Source organism: Actinophytocola sp. (genome assembly GCF_050699935.1).
GTDB lineage: Bacteria > Actinomycetota > Actinomycetes > Mycobacteriales > Pseudonocardiaceae > Actinophytocola.
This window is the reverse complement of record NZ_JBOHGB010000009.1, coordinates 23,783-44,080: the sequence shown is the minus strand read 5'-3', so window position 1 is coordinate 44,080 and position 20,298 is coordinate 23,783. Positions and strand designations below refer to the sequence as shown.

Annotated in this window: 15 protein-coding genes; 11 read left to right on the top strand and 4 right to left on the bottom strand. The window is 70.5% G+C overall.

Features of this window, described 5'->3' with window-relative positions:
• The first annotated feature begins 153 nt into the window (after positions 1–153).
• Positions 154–3,591: an FxSxx-COOH system tetratricopeptide repeat protein gene (gene fxsT, locus ACRDTB_RS05915; RefSeq protein WP_431428935.1), complete on the top strand. Its 3,438-nt coding sequence runs from the start codon at positions 154–156 to the stop codon at positions 3,589–3,591.
• A 24-nt stretch (positions 3,592–3,615) separates the two neighbouring features.
• Here fxsT and ACRDTB_RS05910 read toward each other — a convergent pair whose 3' ends face one another.
• Both ACRDTB_RS05910 and ACRDTB_RS05905 read right to left on the bottom strand, forming a co-directional pair.
• A complete protein-coding gene (locus tag ACRDTB_RS05910) occupies positions 3,616–5,451 on the bottom strand; it encodes an HEXXH motif domain-containing protein (RefSeq protein ID WP_431428934.1) in 1,836 nt (611 codons plus the stop codon).
• Between the two features lie 41 nt (positions 5,452–5,492).
• A complete protein-coding gene (locus ACRDTB_RS05905) occupies positions 5,493–5,687 on the bottom strand; it encodes a hypothetical protein (protein WP_431428933.1) in 195 nt (64 codons plus the stop codon).
• 142 nt (positions 5,688–5,829) lie between these two features.
• Between ACRDTB_RS05905 and ACRDTB_RS05900 the strand changes: the two genes are divergently transcribed.
• Genes ACRDTB_RS05900 through ACRDTB_RS05890 form a run of 3 tightly spaced genes read left to right on the top strand, consistent with a single transcriptional unit; the run spans position 5,830 to position 8,458 of the window.
• A complete protein-coding gene (locus ACRDTB_RS05900; protein ID WP_431428932.1) occupies positions 5,830–6,756 on the top strand; it encodes an ABC transporter ATP-binding protein in 927 nt (308 codons plus the stop codon).
• Positions 6,756–7,583, top strand: a complete 828-nt coding sequence (locus ACRDTB_RS05895) for an ABC transporter permease (protein WP_431428931.1) — start codon at positions 6,756–6,758, stop codon at positions 7,581–7,583. Before ACRDTB_RS05900 ends, ACRDTB_RS05895 begins: the two co-directional genes overlap by 1 nt.
• A 26-nt stretch (positions 7,584–7,609) precedes the next feature.
• Positions 7,610–8,458 carry an ABC transporter permease gene (locus ACRDTB_RS05890; RefSeq protein WP_431428930.1) on the top strand — a complete coding sequence of 283 codons (849 nt, stop codon included), beginning with the start codon at positions 7,610–7,612 and terminating at the stop codon, positions 8,456–8,458.
• A gap of 109 nt (positions 8,459–8,567) precedes the next feature.
• Here ACRDTB_RS05890 and ACRDTB_RS05885 read toward each other — a convergent pair whose 3' ends face one another.
• Positions 8,568–8,978, bottom strand: a complete 411-nt coding sequence (locus ACRDTB_RS05885; protein ID WP_431428929.1) for a DoxX family protein — start codon at positions 8,976–8,978, stop codon at positions 8,568–8,570.
• Positions 8,979–9,086: 108 nt separating this feature from the next.
• Between ACRDTB_RS05885 and ACRDTB_RS05880 the strand changes: the two genes are divergently transcribed.
• Positions 9,087–11,003, top strand: a complete 1,917-nt coding sequence (locus tag ACRDTB_RS05880; RefSeq protein ID WP_431428928.1) for a TIGR03960 family B12-binding radical SAM protein — start codon at positions 9,087–9,089, stop codon at positions 11,001–11,003.
• A 13-nt stretch (positions 11,004–11,016) separates the two neighbouring features.
• Here the strand turns inward: ACRDTB_RS05880 and ACRDTB_RS05875 are convergent, their stop codons facing one another.
• Positions 11,017–12,555, bottom strand: a complete 1,539-nt coding sequence (locus ACRDTB_RS05875) for a S8 family peptidase (RefSeq protein WP_431428927.1) — start codon at positions 12,553–12,555, stop codon at positions 11,017–11,019.
• 278 nt (positions 12,556–12,833) lie between these two features.
• On the opposite strand from ACRDTB_RS05875, the gene ACRDTB_RS05870 reads away from it, so the two are divergent.
• The 6 genes from ACRDTB_RS05870 (at position 12,834) to proB (ending at position 20,092) form a co-directional block, all read left to right on the top strand.
• The gene (locus ACRDTB_RS05870; RefSeq protein ID WP_431428926.1) at positions 12,834–13,529 is read left to right on the top strand and encodes a TIGR03936 family radical SAM-associated protein; all 696 of its coding nucleotides are present in this window, start codon (positions 12,834–12,836) and stop codon (positions 13,527–13,529) included.
• A gap of 259 nt (positions 13,530–13,788) precedes the next feature.
• Complete coding sequence (locus ACRDTB_RS05865) at positions 13,789–16,710, top strand: translation initiation factor IF-2 N-terminal domain-containing protein (RefSeq protein WP_431428925.1); 2,922 nt, start codon at positions 13,789–13,791, stop codon at positions 16,708–16,710.
• A gap of 136 nt (positions 16,711–16,846) precedes the next feature.
• Complete coding sequence (rplU, locus tag ACRDTB_RS05860; RefSeq protein WP_431428924.1) at positions 16,847–17,158, top strand: 50S ribosomal protein L21; 312 nt, start codon at positions 16,847–16,849, stop codon at positions 17,156–17,158.
• 12 nt (positions 17,159–17,170) lie between these two features.
• Positions 17,171–17,428: a 50S ribosomal protein L27 gene (gene rpmA / locus ACRDTB_RS05855; RefSeq protein ID WP_075126399.1), complete on the top strand. Its 258-nt coding sequence runs from the start codon at positions 17,171–17,173 to the stop codon at positions 17,426–17,428.
• Positions 17,429–17,510: 82 nt separating this feature from the next.
• The gene (gene obgE / locus ACRDTB_RS05850; protein WP_431428923.1) at positions 17,511–18,965 is read left to right on the top strand and encodes a GTPase ObgE; all 1,455 of its coding nucleotides are present in this window, start codon (positions 17,511–17,513) and stop codon (positions 18,963–18,965) included.
• A gap of 17 nt (positions 18,966–18,982) precedes the next feature.
• Entirely contained in the window at positions 18,983–20,092 is a 1,110-nt protein-coding gene (gene proB / locus ACRDTB_RS05845) for a glutamate 5-kinase (RefSeq protein ID WP_431428988.1), read from the top strand.
• Positions 20,093–20,298: the final 206 nt, after the last annotated feature.

Sequence of the window (20,298 nt, the reverse complement as noted above, 5' to 3'; positions counted from 1 at the left end):
GGCCGTGAACGGTGCGGCCCGCAAGCACCGTTCCGGAAGGCAATTCATCACGCCTGTCTGCCACCTTGACCGCTGTCCAGCCGGCCGAAGTCATGATGAAATTAGTGACTGCCGGTGCGCGCCGACCACGAGGTCGGACGGGAGGGATGGCCAATGATGGAGCTGCCGTTGCACCGGACGATCATCGTGGTCGATATCGCGGGGTTCACCAGTTCCGCGCGCACGTCGACGCACCAGGATGAGATGCACGGCAGCCTGTACCGGATGTTGGCGCAGGCATTCGTCGAGGCCGGTATCGACCTGACGGCGGACGATTGTGTCGTCGCGGACCGGGGTGATGGTGTTCTGGTCCTGTTATCACCTGATATTCCCAAGCGGCTGGTGGCCGATCGACTGCCGGACAGGTTGGAGGCGGGGCTCAAGAGGCACAACGCGATTCACTCCGAGGCCGCGGTCGTGCAACTCCGCGTGGCGCTGCACGACGGTGAGGTCCAAATCAACGAGCACGGCGTGGTGAGCCCTGCGGTCAATTTCACCTTCCGCATCGTGGATGCCGAGGACGCCAAGAACGCGTTGCGCAGGTCGAACGCGACGCTGGCCATCATCGCGTCCGACCGCTTCTATCAAGAGGTGATTCGCCAGGATCCGGCAGCCAACCCCGACCAGTACACGCGGATCGCGGTCGAGGTAAAGGAAACCAGCTCGTCCGCATGGCTCCTTCTGCGCGGGCAGCGCGGGACCGGCCCGCTGGTTTCGGATGGCTTGGCACACCGACCCAGGACCTTCACTCGAGTCGACACTCAGCGTCTGCTGGTCACGGTCACGGAGAATGATGGTTTTGCCGGCGAGGTGGAACCGGGCTATCCCGATCCAGACTCACTCGTGCTGGGCGATGGCCACCGGCCCGCGACCGGCGATCGGACACAGCCGGCGATACCGGCGAGTAAGAACAGCACCTCGGTTGAAGAGGTCGGGCCGGCGCGGGTGTCGCACCCGGAGCCTCGCCACCCCGGCGGCACGCCGGCTACGCTGCCCATCCCATCGCCGGTCCACGGCGAGCAGTTCCAGGCCCAGACTCGTGATGAGCGGGTACCGGCGTTCTGGGGCGACGTGCCACCCAGGAACATTCTCTTCACCGGGCGGATCGAACTCCTTGACCGGCTCAGGGAGCGCCTGTCGGCCGGCCGTACGACGGCTGTGCTTCCCGCCGCGCTACACGAAATGGGCGGTATCGGGAAGACGCAGGTCGCGGTCGAGTACGTCTACCGGCATCTGGACGACTACGACATCGTCTGGTGGATCCAGGCCGCACAGATGTCCCAGGTGCGAAAGGCACTCGCCGAGCTGGCGCGACAACTCGACCTGCCCGGTTCGTCGGAGGTGCACACGGCGGTCCCCGCCGTTCGGGAGGCACTGCGCTCGGGCGAGCCGTACTCGCGGTGGCTGCTGGTCTTCGACGCCGCGGAAAGCGTCGACGTCATTCGCGAGTATTTCCCGACGAACGGTCCCGGCCAAATACTCATCACCTCACGCAACCCGGAATGGGCCAGGGTCGCCGATCCGCTCGAAGTAACTGTCTTCCGTCGCGAGGAGAGCGTCGCCCTACTGCGCAAGCGTGGGCCCGACATCTACACCCGCGACGCCGACGAGCTCGCGGAGAAGCTGGGTGACCTGCCCCTGGCCGTCGCGCAGGCTGCGGCGTGGCGGGCCGCGACAGGGATGCCGGTCAGCGAATACCTGAAACTGTTCGACGAGAAAGTCGTCGAGATTTCCAGTAGGCCGGCGCCGGCGGTGTACGAGATACCCGTGTCGGCCGCTTGGGACGTGTCGTCCGACGTTCTGGAGAAACGAAACCCGGCTGCCCACCAGCTTCTCCAGGTGTGTGCGTTCTTCGCGCCCGAACCGATCACTCGTACCCTCTTCAACGGGGTTCGCGGCATTCGGATGTCGCCGGAGCTGGAGGCTGCACTTCGCGATCCCATGCACCTCGGCCGGGCCATTCGCGACATCAACCGGTACAGCCTCGCCAAGATCGACCATCGGACGAACACGCTGCAGCTGCACAGGCTCGTGCAGGTGGTGCTCAGGAATCGGATGAGCGAGGAGATGCGCCACGATCGGCAGCACGTCGCGCATGTGTTGCTGGCCAACCTGGACCCCAACGAGCCGAGGTCGTCCAAGTGGTGGCCGCGGTACCAGGACATCTGGCCGCACGTCTACTCCTCCGACCTAGTCCAGTGCGACGATGCGTGGGTCCGGCAGCTCGTCATCAACCTGATGCAGTTCCTCTACTTCTGGGGCGATCACTCGGAGGCCGCGGAGCTCGCCGCCCGCGCGCTTGAGCGGTGGCGGGTGGCGCTCGGTGACACCGATCTCCAGGTGCTCGAGGCCAGCAGTTATCTGGGCCTGTACCTGTGGGCCCTAGGACGGTACTCCGAAGCAGCGGAGCTGAACTTGCGCACCCTGGAGGCGCGCATGAGGGTGTCCGGGCAGGACAGTGAGGAAACGATCATCGCCGAGCTGCGGGTCGCCGTGGACGTGCGCACGGCCGGTGATTTCCTGCGTGCCAGAGAGCTCAACGAGCGTATATATGAAAAGGCCCACGCGCTGTACGGTGGCGACGATCCCGTCACGCTGCAGACGGCGCATGACCTCGCGGTCAGCATCCGCTTGTGTGGTGACTACCGCAGGGCGTACGAGCTTGACCGGAAGACGAGCGAGCGCCGCGCCGAGGTCCTCGGATATGACAGCGTGGACACGCTGAACACTCAGAGCGGAATGTATATCGACCTTCGCGAGCTCGGCGACTACAAGCGTGCCCGCGACGAGCACGAGAAATTCACGGAACGGGTGCGTGAGCTACTCGGTGAGAACAGGTGGCGGCAGCGGGACAAGGCTGACACCCTTCGCAGGCTCGTCTACCTCGCCGTGGCGCGGCGGAAAGCGGGCGATCACCACGGTGCGATCGAGCTGTCGAAGCACGTGATCGAGTTGCTCCGGAACCGATACGGGGACGACCATCCGAACACGATGGCGTGTGCGCTCGCGTATTCGATCGACCTGCGGCATGCGGGCGACCTGGACGAGGCGCAGTCGTTCGGGGAGGGGACCCACGGGCGGTATCGCGACAACCTCGGCGAGCGGCATCCGCACACCATGGCCGCGGCGATCGATCTCGCGGTGACGTTCCGGATGCGCGGAGACGCGGTCGGGGCTCAGCAGGTCGACGAGCGATGCCTAGAGGAGTTGCGGATCGTGCTCGGCCCGGACCATCCGTACGCCATGGCATGCGCGATCAACTTGGCCAGTGATCTCGCCGCATTGAAGAATCGGGAGGCAGCACTCTCGCTCGGTGTCGAGGCGCTGGAGAGGGCCAGGCGCGTGCTCGGCAGCGATCACCCCACGGCACTGGCGGCAGGACTCAACGTCGCCCTCGACCTGAAGTCGGTGGGTCGTGAGGCGGAAGCCAGGAGTCAGCACGCGGCAACGATCGAGCGGTACCGATATGCGCTTGGCGAAGAGCATCCCGCGACAATCGGTGCCGATCAGCAAATACGGGCCAATTGCGAAATCGATCCGCTACCCAGCTGATCGGGCATCCTGGCTTGGTGAGAGTCAGCAGCCGGACCTGCCGATCCAGTCCGCCAGCTCCTCGGGTGCCGGTGGCGTTCCGGTTCGGCTCCTGATGCTGCGGTGCACCGCTCGGACCAGCTCCGGACACCGCAAGAGCGCCCGCGCGGCGTCCGCGCCCGGTTCGCGTGCCGACAGCGCGAGGCCGAGGCCGACCCAGGAATCGGGCCGATTGCCGTCCTCGGCCAGTTCACTTCGGTAGCCATGGATGGCTCGGTCGTTGTGGCCTGACACGTAGGCCACGTCCGCCCGTGTGGCATCGGGGACCATCAAGGTGATCTCCTCGGGATCCGGCTCGGCCACGGCGAGGCCGGCGCGGATCAGGTCGGTGCGCGCACCGCACCACGAGCCGTCCGGGATCGGCGTTGGCGTCAGTCGTCCGTCGGGCTCCGTGAGGCTCGGACGTTGCCGCCCGACCACCCACGCGTCGGTGTAGCTTTGCACGGTCCGGGCCGGTGGTCGCAGGTGCCGGATCCGCCACCCGGCATGATGATCCGCCGCCGCGGCACCAGCCAGCTCGGCCATGCCGGCCGGCACCGGCTCGTCCAGCCATGGCCGCAGTCGTGCGGTGATGCTGTCGAGGAACCGTTGCCCCGCCTCGGTGAGGTGTGGGTCACCGGACAACGACCGCAGCACACGCCAGGTCCCGTCGCGCCAGTAGGCGTACTCGAAACCGGCCCTGCGCTCGGCCTCGCCCGGGTCGTCTCGGCCCAACGCTCGCCAGAAGGCGGTGACGCCGAAGAACGCGTGGATGCCGCTCAGCACTCCGGCGATGGGCCGGGGGTCGTCCCGCCACAATGTGTAGAACCGCTCGGCGGGATCGTGCTCGTACAGAGGGATCATGTGCAGCAGTCCGCCGAGCAGGTTGTGGTGGAACTCGTGGACCAGCGTCGCGGCGAGCGTGGCGGCGTCGGCAGGCTGGGCGATGATTGCGCTGCCAAACGCTTCACCGGTCGACGCGCTCAGAGTTCGCAACGGGACTGCTGGGCGTGGGACCAGCGAGTGGAGACCAGTGGCGAAACCGGCCGCGAGATCCGGCAGGCAGCGGCTCACGATGTGCCACGCTTCGTTGAGCACGTGCTGCCAGCCATCGACGTCCGCACGCGCGATTCGTTGTGGCGGAACCGGTTCGTAGAGTCCTCGGTAGGGGTCGAGGTCGTCCAGCCGTACCGAGAGGGCGAGGTGTCCGGAGCGGGTTGCCAGCGTGCGCATGCCCCACCAGTTCGTAGCGTCCCCGGCGTGGTCGCGTGGGAGGCGCACGGTGGTCGCGGCGTTGCTGATCTCCACGACGTCGCGGTCGACGTGCACGTCGGCGACCGAGTACGGCGTATCGGCGGCCAGGCGCGCCATGCCCACGGTGGGGATGATGGCCCCGCCGTCCCACACCGGTACACGGAGGGCGAACGAGAGCCCGCCCCGGATCGCGACGGCCGCGGCGAGCGCATGCAGGTGGCCCACGTGCATCCACAGCGGGCACACACCGGTGATCTTGTCGCGTAGCAGCCTGGTGACGTAGCCCGCCCAGGCACCGGTGTACGGGTGTGCGAGCAGCAGGTCCATTGCCTCCGGTACGACGCGCTCGGCTCTCGCGAGCAACTCCCACACGTCGTCCGGCGCCGTCAGCGGGCCGACCAGCGTGGGGTCCTTCGTCAGCTTCTCGTCCAGAGCCCGCAGTAACAGCAGCCGCCGGCTGCGTTCCGCCTGTTGAAGTTGCTGGATCACGGTGGGCTGGGCAGAGCCACTGGCCAGATCGTCGATCGCGGACCGGGAGAGGTGATACGAGGCGAACCCGCAACCTTCGTGGTGCTCATCGGTAGGCACGGCTGCACCCTCGGCCATGCTATGTCAGGACCACGTCGGGATCAGTCGATCCCGTGGGCTTGGGAACAACCAGCGATCGACTTGGTTGGTCGGCCGGTCTGCTGCACGACACGATCCAAGGCTACCCGAACCTGCGCGCTGTCCAGTTTGCGCAAGGTTCCCAGCGACACCGCGCCGAGATCGATCAAATCAGAGGTGAAGCTCGTTTCGACAGGTTCGGGAGAGTTCGTGTTCACGGAATCCCCCTCCTCTCCTGTGGTTCGAGCTGGCGAGTCCAATCATGTCTCATGACGCACAGTGAGAGGAAGGGGCCTCCCCACCGCCGGGTGAGGAGACAAGTGTTCGGGAGTTGTCAGGGCCCAGACGTAGCCTGCAGGCGTGGGAGATGAAGGTGCGCTGGTGCAGGCGCGGGGGCTGGTCAAGCGCTTCGGCGAATTCGTCGCGGTGCGGGGGATCGACGTCGAGGTGCGGCGCGGCGAGGCGTTCGGGTTCCTGGGGCCCAACGGTGCCGGGAAGTCCTCGACGATGCGGATGGTCGGCTGCGTGTCCCCGCGCTCGGACGGCGAGCTGCGGGTGCTGGGCATGGACCCCGACCGCGACGGGCCGCGGATCCGGGCGCGGCTGGGTGTCGTGCCGCAGCAGGACAACCTCGACTCCGAGCTGACGGTCCGGCAGAACCTGCACGTGTACGGCCGCTACTTCGGCCTGTCGAAGTCCCACCTCCGCGCGAAGGCGGCCGAGCTGCTCGACTTCGCCCAGCTCACCGAGCGGGCCGAGGACGAGGTGGAGCCGCTGTCGGGTGGCATGAAGCGCCGGCTCACGATCGCGCGCTCGCTGATCAACGACCCCGAGCTGATGCTGCTCGACGAGCCGACCACCGGCCTCGACCCGCAGGCCCGTCACCTGCTGTGGGACCGGCTGTTCCGGCTCAAGCAGAACGGCGTCACGCTGATCGTCACCACCCATTACATGGACGAGGCCGAGCAGCTCTGCGACCGCCTGGTCGTGATGGACGGCGGCCGCATCGTCGCCGAGGGCAGCCCGGCCGAGCTGATCGGCCGGTACTCCACCCGCGAGGTCCTCGAGCTGCGCTTCCCGCCCGGTGACACGGCCGAGCACCCGCTCGACGGGCTGGCCGACCGCACCGAGGTGCTGCCCGACCGGATCCTGCTCTACGCCGGGGACGGGGAGGCTGTCCTGGCGGCCGCCCACGCCCGCGGGGTGCGGCCGGTGTCGAGTCTGGTGCGGCGCAGCACCCTGGAGGACGTGTTCCTGCGGCTGACCGGAAGGACGCTGGTGGACTGATGACCCGAACGTCCGAAGTGGACACGATGTCGCGGAGCACGGGCCGGGCGCTGGGTACGGTGCGTGCCGCGCTGATCGTCGTCGAGGGCCTGTGGACGTGGTACAAGCGCAACTGGCGGGCCACCGTGGTGTCCAGCGTCGTGCAGCCGGTGCTGTTCCTGCTGGCGCTGGGGTTCGGGCTGGGCTCACAGGTGGAGCCAGGCGAGGCCACGGGCGGCCTGCGCTACGTCGTGTACCTCGCGCCGGCGCTGCTCGTCGCCACCTCCGTGCAGATCGCGGCGTTCGAGTCCACCTACCCGGTGCTCTCCGCGTTCAAGTGGCAGCAGACCTACCTGGCGATCGCGGCGTCGCCGATCTCGCCGGCGCAGATCCTGGCCGGCCAGCTGAGCTGGATCGCCATCCGGCTGGTCACCTCCGGTGCGGCCTATCTCGTGGTGGCGGCCGCGTTGGGCACGCTGACCGGGCCGGGGGTGCTGCTCACCCTGGTGGTCGCGGTGCTCACCGGGATGTCGTTCGCGGCACCCGTGGTCGCGTACGCGGCCACGCTGGAGTCCGAGGGCCAGCAGTTCAACGCGCTGTTTCGGTTCGTCGTGATGCCGATGACGCTGTTCGCCGGCGCGTTCTTCCCGGTCGAGCAGCTGCCGGCGTGGCTGCGCCCGCTCGCCTGGGTCACGCCGATCTGGCACGGCACCGAGGTCGGCCGCGACGCCGCGTTCGGCACGCTGGCCTGGCTGCCCGCGCTCGGCCACGTCACGTTCCTCGTGGCCGTGACCGGTGCCGGCGTCTGGTACGCCGTCCGCAGCTTCCGCCGGAGGCTGGCGCTGTGAGCGGGAGCGGAGGAGCGGGGCGCACCATGAACCCCGCGACCGGCACGCCGCACGACGTCGAGGCTCCGCCACGGGCCGGCCTGCTGCTGCGGGTGCTGCCGACGGGCCTGTACGCGGGCCGGGCGCGGGTACTGGTCGAGCGCTCGCTGCTGGTCAACCGCCGCGCGTGGCTCGCGGTGGTGTCGGGCTTCTGCGAGCCGTTGTTCTACCTGTTCGCGATGGGCGTCGGCTTCGGCCAGCTGGTCGGGGACGTGGTCGGCCCGGGCGGCGAGCCGATCGGCTACGTCGCCTACGTGGCGCCGGCGCTGCTGGCGGCGTCGGCGATGAACGGTGCGGTGTACGACGCCACGTTCAACATCTTCTTCAAGTTCAAGTACGCCAAGCTCTACGACGCGATGCTGGCCACGCCGCTGGGCCCGCTGGACGTGGCTATCGGTGAGATCGCGTGGGCGTTGCTGCGTGGCGGGATGTACGCGTTCGGCTTCCTCGTCGTGATGCTGTCGATGGGCCTGATCGCGTCGCCGTGGGCGGTGCTCGCGCTGCCCGCGTCGCTGCTGATCGCGTTCTCGTTCGCGGCGATCGGCATGGCGTGCACGACGTTCATGCGCTCGTGGCAGGACTTCGACCTGGTGCAGCTGGCGTTGATGCCGATGTTCCTGTTCTCGACGACGTTCTTCCCGCTGACGGTCTACCCGGGTCTGGTGCAGGTCGGCGTCCAGTGCCTGCCGCTGTACCACGCGATCGAGATCATGCGCGGCCTGAGCACGGGCCACGTCGACGGCTCGATCCTCGGCCACCTCCTGTACTTCGCGGTGATGGCCGTAATCGGCGTCGTGGTGGCGTCCCGCCGGCTGGGCGTGCTGCTGCTGCGTTGACCCCACCGAGTCTGGGTCGGCGCGGCGGCGGGCCGAGCACTATTCAAAACAGGCCCGCAGCGTGCCCGGGCGCTGCTGATAAGGAGTGTTCTGAATAGTGCTCGTCGACTCAGAACAGGGGGCCGGTGATCGTGACGCCCATGTCCGCCCCGTACCCGGCGTAGAGCGCCATGATGAGCAGCGCCGCGCCGGCCAGGCCCATGTCCTTGAGGAACTGGACCATTTCCATCTGCTTGGCCTGCGCGTCGGTCTCCTTCCAGAACGGGTGCATCAGGACCGCGGTCGAGACGAGGAAGACGACCAGCAGGAGCGCGCCGAGGTCCAGCCACAGCCCCAGCAACACCATCAGCCCACCAACGATGATCAGCACGCCACTCGCCTGCACGGCGAGCTTGGCCTGCGGCACGCCCTTGCTCGTCGCGTACCCCGCCATGGCCTGTGCCTGGGTGAGGTGGCCGAAGCCGGAACCGAGGAAGAGTGCGACGAACAGGATGCGTCCGATGAGGGCGACGATGTCCACGGTGACCTCCACGAGTCAGGGACAGATGGTCGACTGTTCAACTATCTCGCTTCGCGATCACCGGCGCAACCGAGCCGCGCCGGACCGCGAGTTAGGCTTGCGGGCACTATGGAGTCCGTCTTTTCCAGGCTCGAGCCGTTGTTGCCCAGGGTGTCCAAGCCGGTGCAGTACGTCGGCGGGGAGCTCAACGCCACCGTCAAGGACTGGGACACCGCCGCCGTGCGCTGGGCGCTGATGTACCCGGACGCGTACGAGGTCGGCCTGCCCAACCAGGGTGTCATGATCCTCTACGAGCTGCTCAACGAGCAGCCCGACGTCCTGGCCGAGCGGACGTACGCGGTGTGGCCCGACCTCGAGGCGCTGATGCGCGAGCACGGCGTGCCCCAGTTCACCGTCGACGCGCACCGGCCGGTCGGCGCCTTCGACCTGCTCGGGGTCAGCTTCGCGACCGAGCTCGGCTACACGAACCTGCTCACCGCCCTCGACCTCGCCGGCATCCCACCGCACGCCGCCGACCGCACAGACGACCACCCGATCGTCATCGCCGGCGGGCACGCCGCGTTCAACCCCGAGCCGATCGCCGACTTCCTCGACGCCGCCGTGCTCGGCGACGGCGAGGAGGCCGTCCTCGAGATCACGGACCTGGTTCGCCGCTGGAAGCGGGAGGGTTCGCCCGGCGGCCGGGACGAGCTGCTCACCCGGCTGGCCGAGACCGGCGGCGTCTACGTGCCGCGGTTCTACGACGTCAGCTATGCCGCCGGCGGTGTGCTGAACCCGGTCACGCCCAACCGCGAGCGCGTCCCCGCGACCGTCGCCAAGCGCACCACGATGGACCTCGACGCGTGGCCCTACCCCAAGCAGCCGCTGGTGCCGCTCGCGGAAAGCGTGCACGAGCGGATGAGCGTGGAGATCTTCCGCGGCTGTACCCGGGGCTGCCGTTTCTGCCAGGCCGGCATGATCACCCGGCCGGTGCGTGAGCGGTCCATCGAGGGCATCGGTGAGATGGTCCACCGCGGGCTCGAGACGAGCGGCTTCGAGGAGGTCGGCCTGCTCTCCCTGTCCAGCGCGGACCACTCGGAGATCGCCGAGATCACCAAGGGGCTCGCCGACCGGTACGAGGGCACCCAGACCGGCCTGTCGCTGCCGTCCACCCGGGTCGACGCGTTCAACATCGACCTCGCGAACGAGCTGTCCCGCAACGGAAGGCGCTCGGGCCTGACGTTCGCGCCCGAGGGCGGCAGCGAGCGGATCCGCCGTGTCATCAACAAGATGGTGTCCGAGGAGGATCTCATCCGGACGGTCAGCGCGGCGTACGCGGCCGGCTGGCGGCAGGTGAAGCTGTACTTCATGTGCGGCCTGCCGACCGAGACCGACGACGACGTCCTGCAGATCGCCGCGATGGCCCAGGAGGTCATCAGGGCGGGTCGAGAGGCCAGTGGCCGCAAGGACATCCGCGCCACGATCTCCATCGGCGGGTTCGTGCCCAAGCCGCACACGCCGTTCCAGTGGGCCGCCCAGTGCGATCCGGACACAGTGGACGACCGGCTACGCAAGCTGCGTGCGGCGGTGAACTCCGACCGCGGCCTGGGCCGCAACATCGGCATGCGCTATCACGACGGCAAGCCGAGCCTCATCGAGGGCCTGCTCTCCCGGGGCGACCGCCGCGTCGGCAGGGTCATCGAACGCGTCTGGCGCGAGGGCGGCCGCTTCGACGGTTGGAGCGAGCACTTCTCCTACGAGCGCTGGACGTCCGCGGCCGCCGCGGAGCTCGAGCCGCTGGGCGTGAGCCTGGCCTGGTTCACCACCCGCGAGCGCACGGAGGACGAGGTGCTGCCGTGGGACCACCTCGACTCGGGCCTGGACAAGACCTGGCTGTGGGAGGACTGGCAGGACTCCCTGGACGCGCGGGAGCTGGAGGACTGCCGCTGGACCCCGTGCTTCGACTGCGGCGTCTGCCCGTCGATGGGCACGGACATCGAGGTCGGCCCCTCCGGCAAGAAGCTGCTGCCGCTCACCCCGGTCTGACTCGGACCAGGGCCTAACTCTCGCCCGGGCCGGGCTCGCTGACCGCGGGCTCGATCAGTGGGAGGTCGGTCGCCGGGCGTTCGGTCACCGCCGCCTCGGCGTCCACCATGCCGTGGCCGTAGAACCCGTTGTACGGCGCGTACCCGTCGCAGTAGGCGTCCTGGGCCCCGGTGTCGTCCAGGTCGTAGTCGGCCGGGCAGGGCACCGACTCAGCCTGGTCGGTCAGCATCCGCGACAGCTCGGACGGGGAGGCCTCCGGGTGCGAGCTGGCCAGCAGCGCCGCCACCCCGGTCACGTGCGGCGTGGCCATCGAGGTCCCGCAGTACCGGTCGTACCCGTCCGGCACCGTGGACAGCACGCACGACGCCTTCGCGGAGTCGGCCGAGGCGGACGCCGCCGGCGGCGAGGACGACGAGCGCGGCTCGCCACCCGGCGCGGTCACGTCGATCACCCCGAGGCCGTAGGAGCTGTAGCCCGCCTTGAGCTTGTCCGAGCCGGTCGCCGACACCGCCACCACGTCGCGCAGCCCCGCCGGAAGCACCTTGCAGCCGCTGTCCAGCGTCCGCCGGTCCACACCGGACGCGCCCGACGGGCCGTCCGCCGTCTGTCCACCCGGGTCGGACAGGTCCGCGCTCTCGTTGGTGGCCGCGGCGACCGTGAGCGTGCCCTGCCGCGTCGCGTAGTCCACCGCGCGCCGCACCGCCTCGAACACCACGTGCTCGCTGTCCCGGTTGCACGTCATCAGCCACGGGTCGACGAAGTAGCTGTTGTTCGTGACCGCCATCTTGTTGGTGGTGGCCCACATCAGCCCGCACACCGCGTACTCGGGGAAGATGAAGCCGGCGTCGTCGACCACCTTCACCGACGCGACCCGAACGCCCGGCGCCACCCCCACGATGCCGCGACCGTCGTCGGCGGCCGCGATGGTGCCCGCGACGTGCGTGCCGTGCGGCGACGCCGTCGGAACCCACGCCTTCCTTGCGGTGTCGGGGATCCCGGACAGGCAGCCCGCCGACAGCGCGGGGTCCAGCGCCGCCCGCAGGTCCGGGTGGTTGGGGTCCACACCGGAGTCGAGCACGCCGACCACGACGTTCCTGTTGCCCTGGTGGATCAGCCGCGAGCGGTCCGCGTGGATCAGGTCCATGTCCCACTGCGCGGACGTGAGGTCCACGGTGGACACCGCCGCCGGGTCCGCGGTCACCTGCGCCCGCGTCGACTCCGTCTCGTCGGCCTTGCGCGGGCCATGCTGCGGGCGCATCACCCGCTGCGCGCTGAACGCGCGGTCCGGGCCCATCCGGGTGGCGAACCGGGCGTCGGGGGAGGTGGCCACCGCGACGCCGATCTGGGGGTAGTACCCGGTCAGCGCGCCGCACGCGGCGGTGATCTCCCGGGCCGCGGCCGGTCGGGTGGTTCCGGTGCCGAACAGCACCAGATACCGCAACTCCGGCAGCGTGTCGGTGCACGCGGGCGGTTCGTCGGGTGGTTGTGCGTTCGCCACGACGCCGGTCGTGACCAGGTTCGTGGCGAGTACCACGGCTGTTACCGCTGCCACCGGTAGACGGCGCAGCAGAGGCACGGTGACCTCCATATGTTGGGGCGGCCGGCCCGGGACACCGGCTGTCCAATGCCCGGACGGTAGCCACTGGGCCCTGACCAGACAAGCTCATCGCCGGAATTGAACCTGGGGGTACCGTGCCAGCAGGGGCGCTCTGGCACCACCGGAGTAGCCACATCCCACCAGAAGGAGTAACGCTGACCAGGCAGGACCGGCCCAATCCCTCCGCCCCGGCGGTACGGAAGCTGCGGCTGCGCTACGCCAGGCGTGGCAGGTTGCGGTTCACCTCCCATCGCGACGTCGCCCGCGCCTTCGAGCGGGCGCTGCGCCGGGCGCGGGTGCCCATGGCGTACTCGCAGGGCTTCAACCCGCATCCGAAGATCTCCTGGCTCGGCGCGGCGCCGACCGGGGTGGCGAGCGAGGCCGAGTACGTGGAGATCCAGCTGGTCGAGGTCGTCGAGCCGGCCGACCTGGTCGCGACGCTGGACGGCGCCATGCCGGCCGGCCTGGACGTGCTCGAGGCCGTGGTAGCCGTGGGCGGGGACTCGCTGGCCGACCGGCTGGAGGCGAGCTGCTGGCGGATCGAGCTGTCCGGGGTGCCCGCGGCGGACCTGCGCGACGCCGCCGAGCGGACGCTGGCCGCGCCGGCCGTCGACGTAGAGCGCCTGACCAAGCACGGTATGCGCACGATCGACGTACGCGCCGCGATGGTGTCCGCGACCGTGCATGACGAGGCCCACGCGTCGGACCCGCCACCGCCCGGCGTGCCGTGTGGGATACTCGACGTGGTCGTGCGACAGACAACACCTGTTGTTCGACCGGACGACGTGCTGAGCGCGCTTCGCGTCGTCGCCGCTCTGGAACCGCCGGTGCCCGCGAAGGCGACCCGGATGGCCCAGGGACGGCTCGACGACAGCGGAGGCCTGTCCGACCCGTTGGCCCCGGACCGGGCGGTACACCCGGCGGGCTGACAGCTCGGCGGACGCTCGGGGAGCGAGCCCCGCTCGGAGCGACGTTGTGACTGACCTGCCGTGACCGGCCGGCGAGCGAGTGCTCGGCGGCCACATGGCGAGAGGCGAGGATTCCCGCCGCCCAGCGGCGGAACGACAACACGCTTCACCGAAGGAGCACGGTGGAGCTGGACGACGAGGCCCCCGTGCGGCCGCGTCCGCGAGGGTCGGTGCCCAGGCGCCGGCCACCTGCGGACGCGCCCGGGGGCGAAGGAGCTACATGTCGGATACGACGAAACCTGCCGGGAAGACCGGCGGGGATACCACCACAACCATCTCCGCCGCGCTGGCCGACCTGCCCGCCCGGATCCGCATCCACGCGCTGGCCAAGCTGCTCGGCCGCAACAGCCGGGAGGTCCTGGCCGTGGTCACCGAGGCCGGGGTGACCGGTCGCAGCGTGCAGTCGAGCATCGACAAGGAGGTCGCGCTCAAGGTCGCCGAGTCGTTCGGCGTCCCGGCCGAATCCGGCGAGCCGGTCACCGAACAGCGGGCCGAGGCGCCCGGTCAGCCGCCCGCCCGCCAGGTGCCGCCGACGCCGGTGTTCGCGTCCGCCGCGCCGGTGTTCCGCCCGCCAGAGCAGGTCGCCCCGCCGTCCCGGCGGGAGCCGGAGCCGGCGGACGTCGAAGCCGAGGAGACCTCGGACGAGGGGCCCGACACCGACGAGGACACCGGTGACGACTCGCGGCCGCGCCGCCGGCGGGGCCGCCGTGGTCGCGGCCGGGGCAAGGGCGGCCAGGGCGAGGACGGTGCGGACGGCGAGGACCGGTCTGACGAGGACAGGGCGGACCAGCCGGGCAAGGACGACAAGCCGGCCGACAAGCCGGAGAAGTCCGACCGGCGCCGCGGCAAGGCCAAGGCCGACGACGCCGACGCGGAGGACGACGCGGACGACGCCGACGAGACCGAGTCCGCGAGCCGGCGCCGCCGTCGTCGCCGGCGGCGCAAGAGCGGCACGGACGACGAGAACGGCCCGACCGAGGACGATCCGCCGAACACGGTGGTGCACGTCCGCGAGTCGCGCGGCGGCGAGGACAAGGCCGACTCCGACGGCCGCGACGAGGTACGCAGCGTGCGCGGCTCGACCCGGCTGGAGGCCAAGCGCCAGCGACGCCGTGACGGCCGGGAGGCGGGCCGGCGGCGCGCGCCGATCCTGTCCGAGGCCGAGTTCCTGGCCCGGCGCGAGTCGGTCGACCGGGCGATGGTGGTCCGCGAGCGCGGCGACCGGATCCAGATCGGCGTGCTGGAGGACGGCGTGCTGGTCGAGCACTTCGTCACGTCGTCGGGCAGCGGCTCGCTGGTCGGCAACGTGTACCTCGGCCGCGTGCAGAACGTGCTGCCCTCGATGGAGGCGGCGTTCGTCGACATCGGACGCGGCCGCAACGCCGTGCTCTACGCCGGCGAGGTCGACTGGGACGCGGCCGGCCTCGAGGGCAAGGCCCGCAAGATCGAGCAGGCGCTGTCCACCGGTGACAGCGTGCTGGTGCAGGTCACCAAGGACCCGGTCGGTCACAAGGGCGCCCGGCTGACCACGCAGATCTCCCTGCCCGGCAGGTTCCTGGTCTACGTGCCGGCCGGCGGCGCCACCGGGATCTCGCGCAAGCTGCCGGAGAACGAGCGGCGGCGGCTCAAGGACGTGCTCAAGCGGGTCGTGCCGGAGGACGCGGGCGTGATCATCCGCACCGCGTCGGAGGGCATCAGCGAGGAGGAGCTGGCCCGCGACGTGCGCCGGCTGCAGGCGCAGTGGCAGGTCATCCGGGACCGGACCCGGGGCGCGAACGGCACCAAGAAGGTCACCGCGCCCGCGCTGGTCTACGAGGAGCCCGACCTGCTGGTCAAGGTCGTGCGTGACCTGTTCACCGAGGACTTCTCCGCGCTGGTCATCGAGGGCACGAACGCGTGGGAGACCGTCGACGCCTACGTCCGGCACGTGGCGCCGGAGCTCGCCGACCGGGTTCGCAAGCACGTCGGCAGGAACGACGTGTTCGCCGAGTACCGCATCGAGGAGCAGCTGCTCAAGGCGCTCGACCGGAAGGTCTGGCTGCCCTCCGGCGGGTACCTGGTGATCGACCGCACCGAGGCGATGACCGTCATCGACGTCAACACCGGCAAGTTCACCGGGTCCGGCGGCAACCTCGAGGAGACGGTCACCCGCAACAACCTGGAGTCGGCCGAGGAGATCGTGCGCCAGCTGCGGCTGCGCGACATCGGCGGCATCATCGTGATCGACTTCATCGACATGGTGCTGGAGTCCAACCGCGACCTCGTGCTGCGCCGGCTCACCGAGTGCCTCGGCCGGGACCGCACCCGCCACCAGGTCGCCGAGGTGACCTCGCTGGGCCTGGTGCAGATGACGCGCAAGCGGGTCGGCACCGGCCTGCTGGAGGCGTTCGGCACCACGTGCGAGCACTGCAAGGGCCGCGGCGTGCTGGTGTCCACCGAGCCGGTGGGCAAGCCGGCCGGACCCAACGGCACCGGCCAGCAGGGCGGGCGCCGCTCCCGCGGCCGCGGCGAGGACCGGGAGGCCGCCAAGGAGGCCAAGGAGGCGGCCGCCAAGGAAGCCGCGGCCAAGGAGGCCGCCAAGGCCGTGCGCGACATCGCGAAGGCCACGAGCAAGGCGAACGGCGAGGCTCAGCCGGACGACACCGAGCCGTCGTCGTCCGCATCCGAGCCGTCCCCGGAGCCTGCACGGGCCGCGGAACCGGCCGCCGTGGACGCTGCCGCCCCTGCCGTGGCGGGACCGGCCGTCGTCGACTCCGCCGCTTTGGAGCCGACCGCAGCGGCGGAGCCCGGCCCGGTCACGAGTCCGGCGCCCACCGGACGGGCCCGGCGCCGCTCGCGCCGTAATGCCGGCGAGCCGACCACGACAGTCGAGTCGCCCGAGCCCGCGGTGTCGACCGTCCCGGCCGGCGCGGACAGCTTCACCAAGACCGGCGGCCGCAACGGCGGTGTGCCCGAGCAGGCGACCGAGGGCGCGCAGGACGCCGAGCCCACCGCGGACCAGGCCGAACTCGAGCCCGCGGCGGACGGTTCGGCACCGCCGGAGTCATCCGCGTCGCCGGTGTCGTCGCCCCCGCGCCGGCCGGTGCGGCGGGGGGCCTCGCGGCCCGCGGGACCGCCGGTACACGCCTCGAACGATGGCTGACCCCGGTGTGACCCTCGATTTCGCGGCCACGTACGCTGGTAGTCGGCCCGCCGAACGGTGGGCCGACTCGCGCGCGGCATTGGCACCCGCGCAGCCCTCTGTTTCGAGAACCGAGTAGCAGGAGAGTTCCGTCCCGATGTACGCGATCGTCAAGACCGGCGGCAAGCAGTACAAGGTCGCCGTCGGCGACATCGTCGAGGTCGAGAAGCTCGACGGTGAGCCGGGAGCCGAGCTCTCGTTCCCCGCGCTGCTCGTCGTCGACGGCGAGAAGGTCACCACCGACGCGGCGAAGCTGGCCAAGGTGTCGGTGACCGGCAAGGTCGTCGAGCAGACCAAGGGCCCGAAGATCCGCATCCACAAGTTCAAGAACAAGACCGGCTACCACAAGCGGCAGGGGCACCGGCAGCGGCTGACCCGCGTCGAGGTCACCGGCATCAAGACCAAGTAGGAGCTGACAGCAATGGCACACAAGAAGGGTGCGTCCAGCTCCCGCAACGGGCGCGACTCCAACGCCCAGCGCCTCGGCGTGAAGCGGTACGGCGGCCAGGTGGTGAACGCGGGCGAGATCCTGATCCGCCAGCGTGGCACCAAGTTCCACCCCGGCGTCAACGTCGGTCGTGGTGGCGATGACACGCTGTTCGCCCTGGCCGCGGGCGCGGTCCAGTTCGGCGAGAAGCGCGGTCGCAAGACCGTAAACATCGTCCCGGTCGAGGGCTGACGCCCGGCGACTGGAGCGAGACCCCGTAGGGGCGGGCCGGCGGAACCGCGGCCCGCCCCTTGTGTATGTCTGGAAGGTTTCTGTGTCCCGATTCGTCGACCGCGTGGTGATCCACGTGTCCGCGGGCAACGGCGGCAACGGGTGCGCCTCGGTGCACCGCGAGAAGTTCAAGCCGCTCGGTGGCCCGGACGGCGGCAACGGCGGCAACGGCGGCGACGTCGTGCTCGCCGTCGACTCCGGCGTGCACACGCTGCTCGACTTCCACTTCCGGCCGCACGCGCGGGCGTCGAACGGCAGGCAGGGCCAGGGCAGCAACCGCGACGGCGCCGCGGGCGAGCCGCTCGAGCTGCGGGTGCCGGACGGCACGGTCGTGCTCACGGAGGACGGCGAGGTGCTCGCCGACCTCACCGGCAACGGCACCCGGTTCGTGGCCGCACGAGGTGGCCGTGGCGGGCTGGGCAACGCGGCGCTGGCGTCGAAGGCCCGCAAGGCGCCGGGTTTCGCGCTGCTCGGCGAGCCGGGTGAGGCGCGTGACCTGGTACTCGAGCTGCGGTCGGTCGCCGACGTCGGGCTGGTGGGCTTCCCGTCCGCGGGCAAGTCGTCGCTGATCTCGGTGCTCTCCTCGGCGCGGCCGAAGATCGCGGAGTACCCGTTCACGACGCTGGTGCCGAACCTGGGCGTGGTCACCGCGGGCGAGTTGACGTACACGATCGCCGACGTGCCGGGCCTGATCCCGGGCGCGTCGCAGGGCAAGGGGCTCGGCCTGGACTTCCTGCGGCACATCGAGCGCTGTTCCGTGCTGGTGCACGTGGTCGACTGCGCCACCTACGAGCCCGACCGCGACCCGCTGTCCGATGTGGACGCGCTGGAGGCGGAGCTCGCCCGCTACACGCCGGGGCTCGGCGGAAGCCTCGCGTCCCGGCCTCGGGTGATCGTGCTGAACAAGGTCGACGTGCCCGACGCGCGCGAGCTCGCGGACCTCGTGGAGCCGGACCTGTCGGCACGCGGGCTGCCCGTGTTCACGGTGTCGACGGCGAGCCGGGAGGGGTTGCGCGAACTGTCGTTCGCGCTGGCCAAGGTCGTCGAGGAGGACCGGGCCGCGCGGCCGCCCCTGGACGCGTCGCGGATCGTGCTCCGCCCGCCGGCGGTGGACGAGGCGGGCTTCACGGTGGTCGAGGACCCGGAGGAGCCTGGCGCGTTCATCGTCCGCGGCGAGCGTCCGGAGCGGTGGGTCCGCCAGACCGCGTTCGGCAACAACGAGGCGGTGGGCTATCTCGCCGACCGCCTCGCGCGCCTCGGCGTGGAACAGGCGCTGGCCGAGGCGGGCGCGAAGACCGGTTGTCCGGTCACCATCGGGGACGTGACGTTCGACTGGGAGCCCTCGACCCCCGCGGGCGTGGCCGTGCAGTTCCAGGAGCGCGGCGACGACCCACGGCTGGATCGCGATGCCCGGGTCGGGGCCGCGGAACGCAAGGCGGCCAAGCGGGCCCGCCGCGAGTCCCCGTCCGATCCCGCGTCTACCGAGCAGTCGTCGTGAATGACCAGGTCGCCGTCCTGTCCGACACCCGGGCCCGGATCGCCGCGGCCCGGCGGGTCGTGGTCAAGGTCGGCTCGTCGTCGCTGACCACCGCGTCGGGTGGTCTCGACCCCGCACGCCTCGACGCGCTCGTGGACGCCCTCGCCTCGCGGCGGCACGCGGGCAGCCAGATCGTGCTGGTCTCCTCGGGTGCCATCGCGTCCGGCCTGGCGCCGCTGGGGCTCACCCGCCGGCCGCGGGACCTCGCCACCCAGCAGGCGTCCGCGAGCGTCGGTCAGCTCGCTCTCGGCCACGCGTACGTGGCGTCCTTCGCGCGGTACGGCCTGAACGTCGGCCAGGTCCTGCTCACCTCGGACGACGTGGTTCGCCGCGCGCACTACCGCAACGCGCAGCGGACCCTGTCCAGGCTGCTGGCCCTGGGCGTGGTCCCGGTCGTGAACGAGAACGACACCGTTGCCACGGAGGAGATCCGCTTCGGCGACAACGACCGCCTGGCCGCACTCGTCGCCTACCTCGTAGGCGCCGACGCCCTGGTCCTGCTGTCCGATGTGGATGGTCTGTACGACGGTGACCCTCGCCGCGGCAATGCCACCCGCATCACCGACGTGATCCACGAGTCCGATGTGGACCATGTTCGGGCCGACGAGCAGACCTCCGACCTGGGCAGTGGCGGCATGGCCTCGAAGCTGGCATCGGCCCGACTGGCGTCGACGGCCGGCGTTCCGGTGCTGATCGCCGCGGCGTCCGATGCCGCGGGGGCCCTGGGCCCGGCCCAGGTGGGCACGGCGTTCGCGGCGGGCGCCCGCCGGTTGACACCGCGGCGCTTCTGGCTCGCGTATGCCGCCAACCCCACGGGCCGCCTGCACCTGGACGACGGCGCGGTCGCGGCCGTGGTGGGCCGCCGCCGTTCCCTGCTGGCGGCCGGCATCACGGCGGTCACCGGCGACTTCGACGCCGGTGACGTGGTCGAGCTGGCGGATGCCGCCGACCGCACGGTGGCCAGGGGTGTGGTCGCCTTCGACGCGGCGGAGCTGCCGACCCTGATCGGCCGCAAGACCCACGACCTGGCCCCGGAACACCGACGGGAGGTCGTGCACGCCGACGACCTGGTTCCGCTCCGCCTTTGACCGGGGTCCACGCCGACGTCCATGCCCGACGTCCACGCCCGACGTCCACGCTCAACGCCCACCGCACACCGGCCGCTTCACGGTCACCGATCACGCCTGCGCCTGACCGCCGCCACCACTCGACGCGCCCCGGTCCCGCCGCTCACATCCGGCCGTCGCGTCGACCGGTCGCCACCAAGCTGGACCGGTCCCCGAGCCTGTCTGAC

Bases quoted from the DNA above. Each gene is read 5' to 3' on its own strand.
- ACRDTB_RS05880 (WP_431428928.1), top strand. From the start codon at position 9,087: ATGGAGTCCGTCTTTTCCAGGCTCGAGCCGTTGTTGCCCAGGGTGTCC.
- ACRDTB_RS05865 (WP_431428925.1), top strand. From the start codon at position 13,789: ATGTCGGATACGACGAAACCTGCCGGGAAGACCGGCGGGGATACCACC.
- fxsT (WP_431428935.1), top strand. From the start codon at position 154: ATGATGGAGCTGCCGTTGCACCGGACGATCATCGTGGTCGATATCGCG.
- rpmA (WP_075126399.1), top strand. From the start codon at position 17,171: ATGGCACACAAGAAGGGTGCGTCCAGCTCCCGCAACGGGCGCGACTCC.
- ACRDTB_RS05890 (WP_431428930.1), top strand. From the start codon at position 7,610: ATGAACCCCGCGACCGGCACGCCGCACGACGTCGAGGCTCCGCCACGG.
- rplU (WP_431428924.1), top strand. From the start codon at position 16,847: ATGTACGCGATCGTCAAGACCGGCGGCAAGCAGTACAAGGTCGCCGTC.
- ACRDTB_RS05895 (WP_431428931.1), top strand. From the start codon at position 6,756: ATGACCCGAACGTCCGAAGTGGACACGATGTCGCGGAGCACGGGCCGG.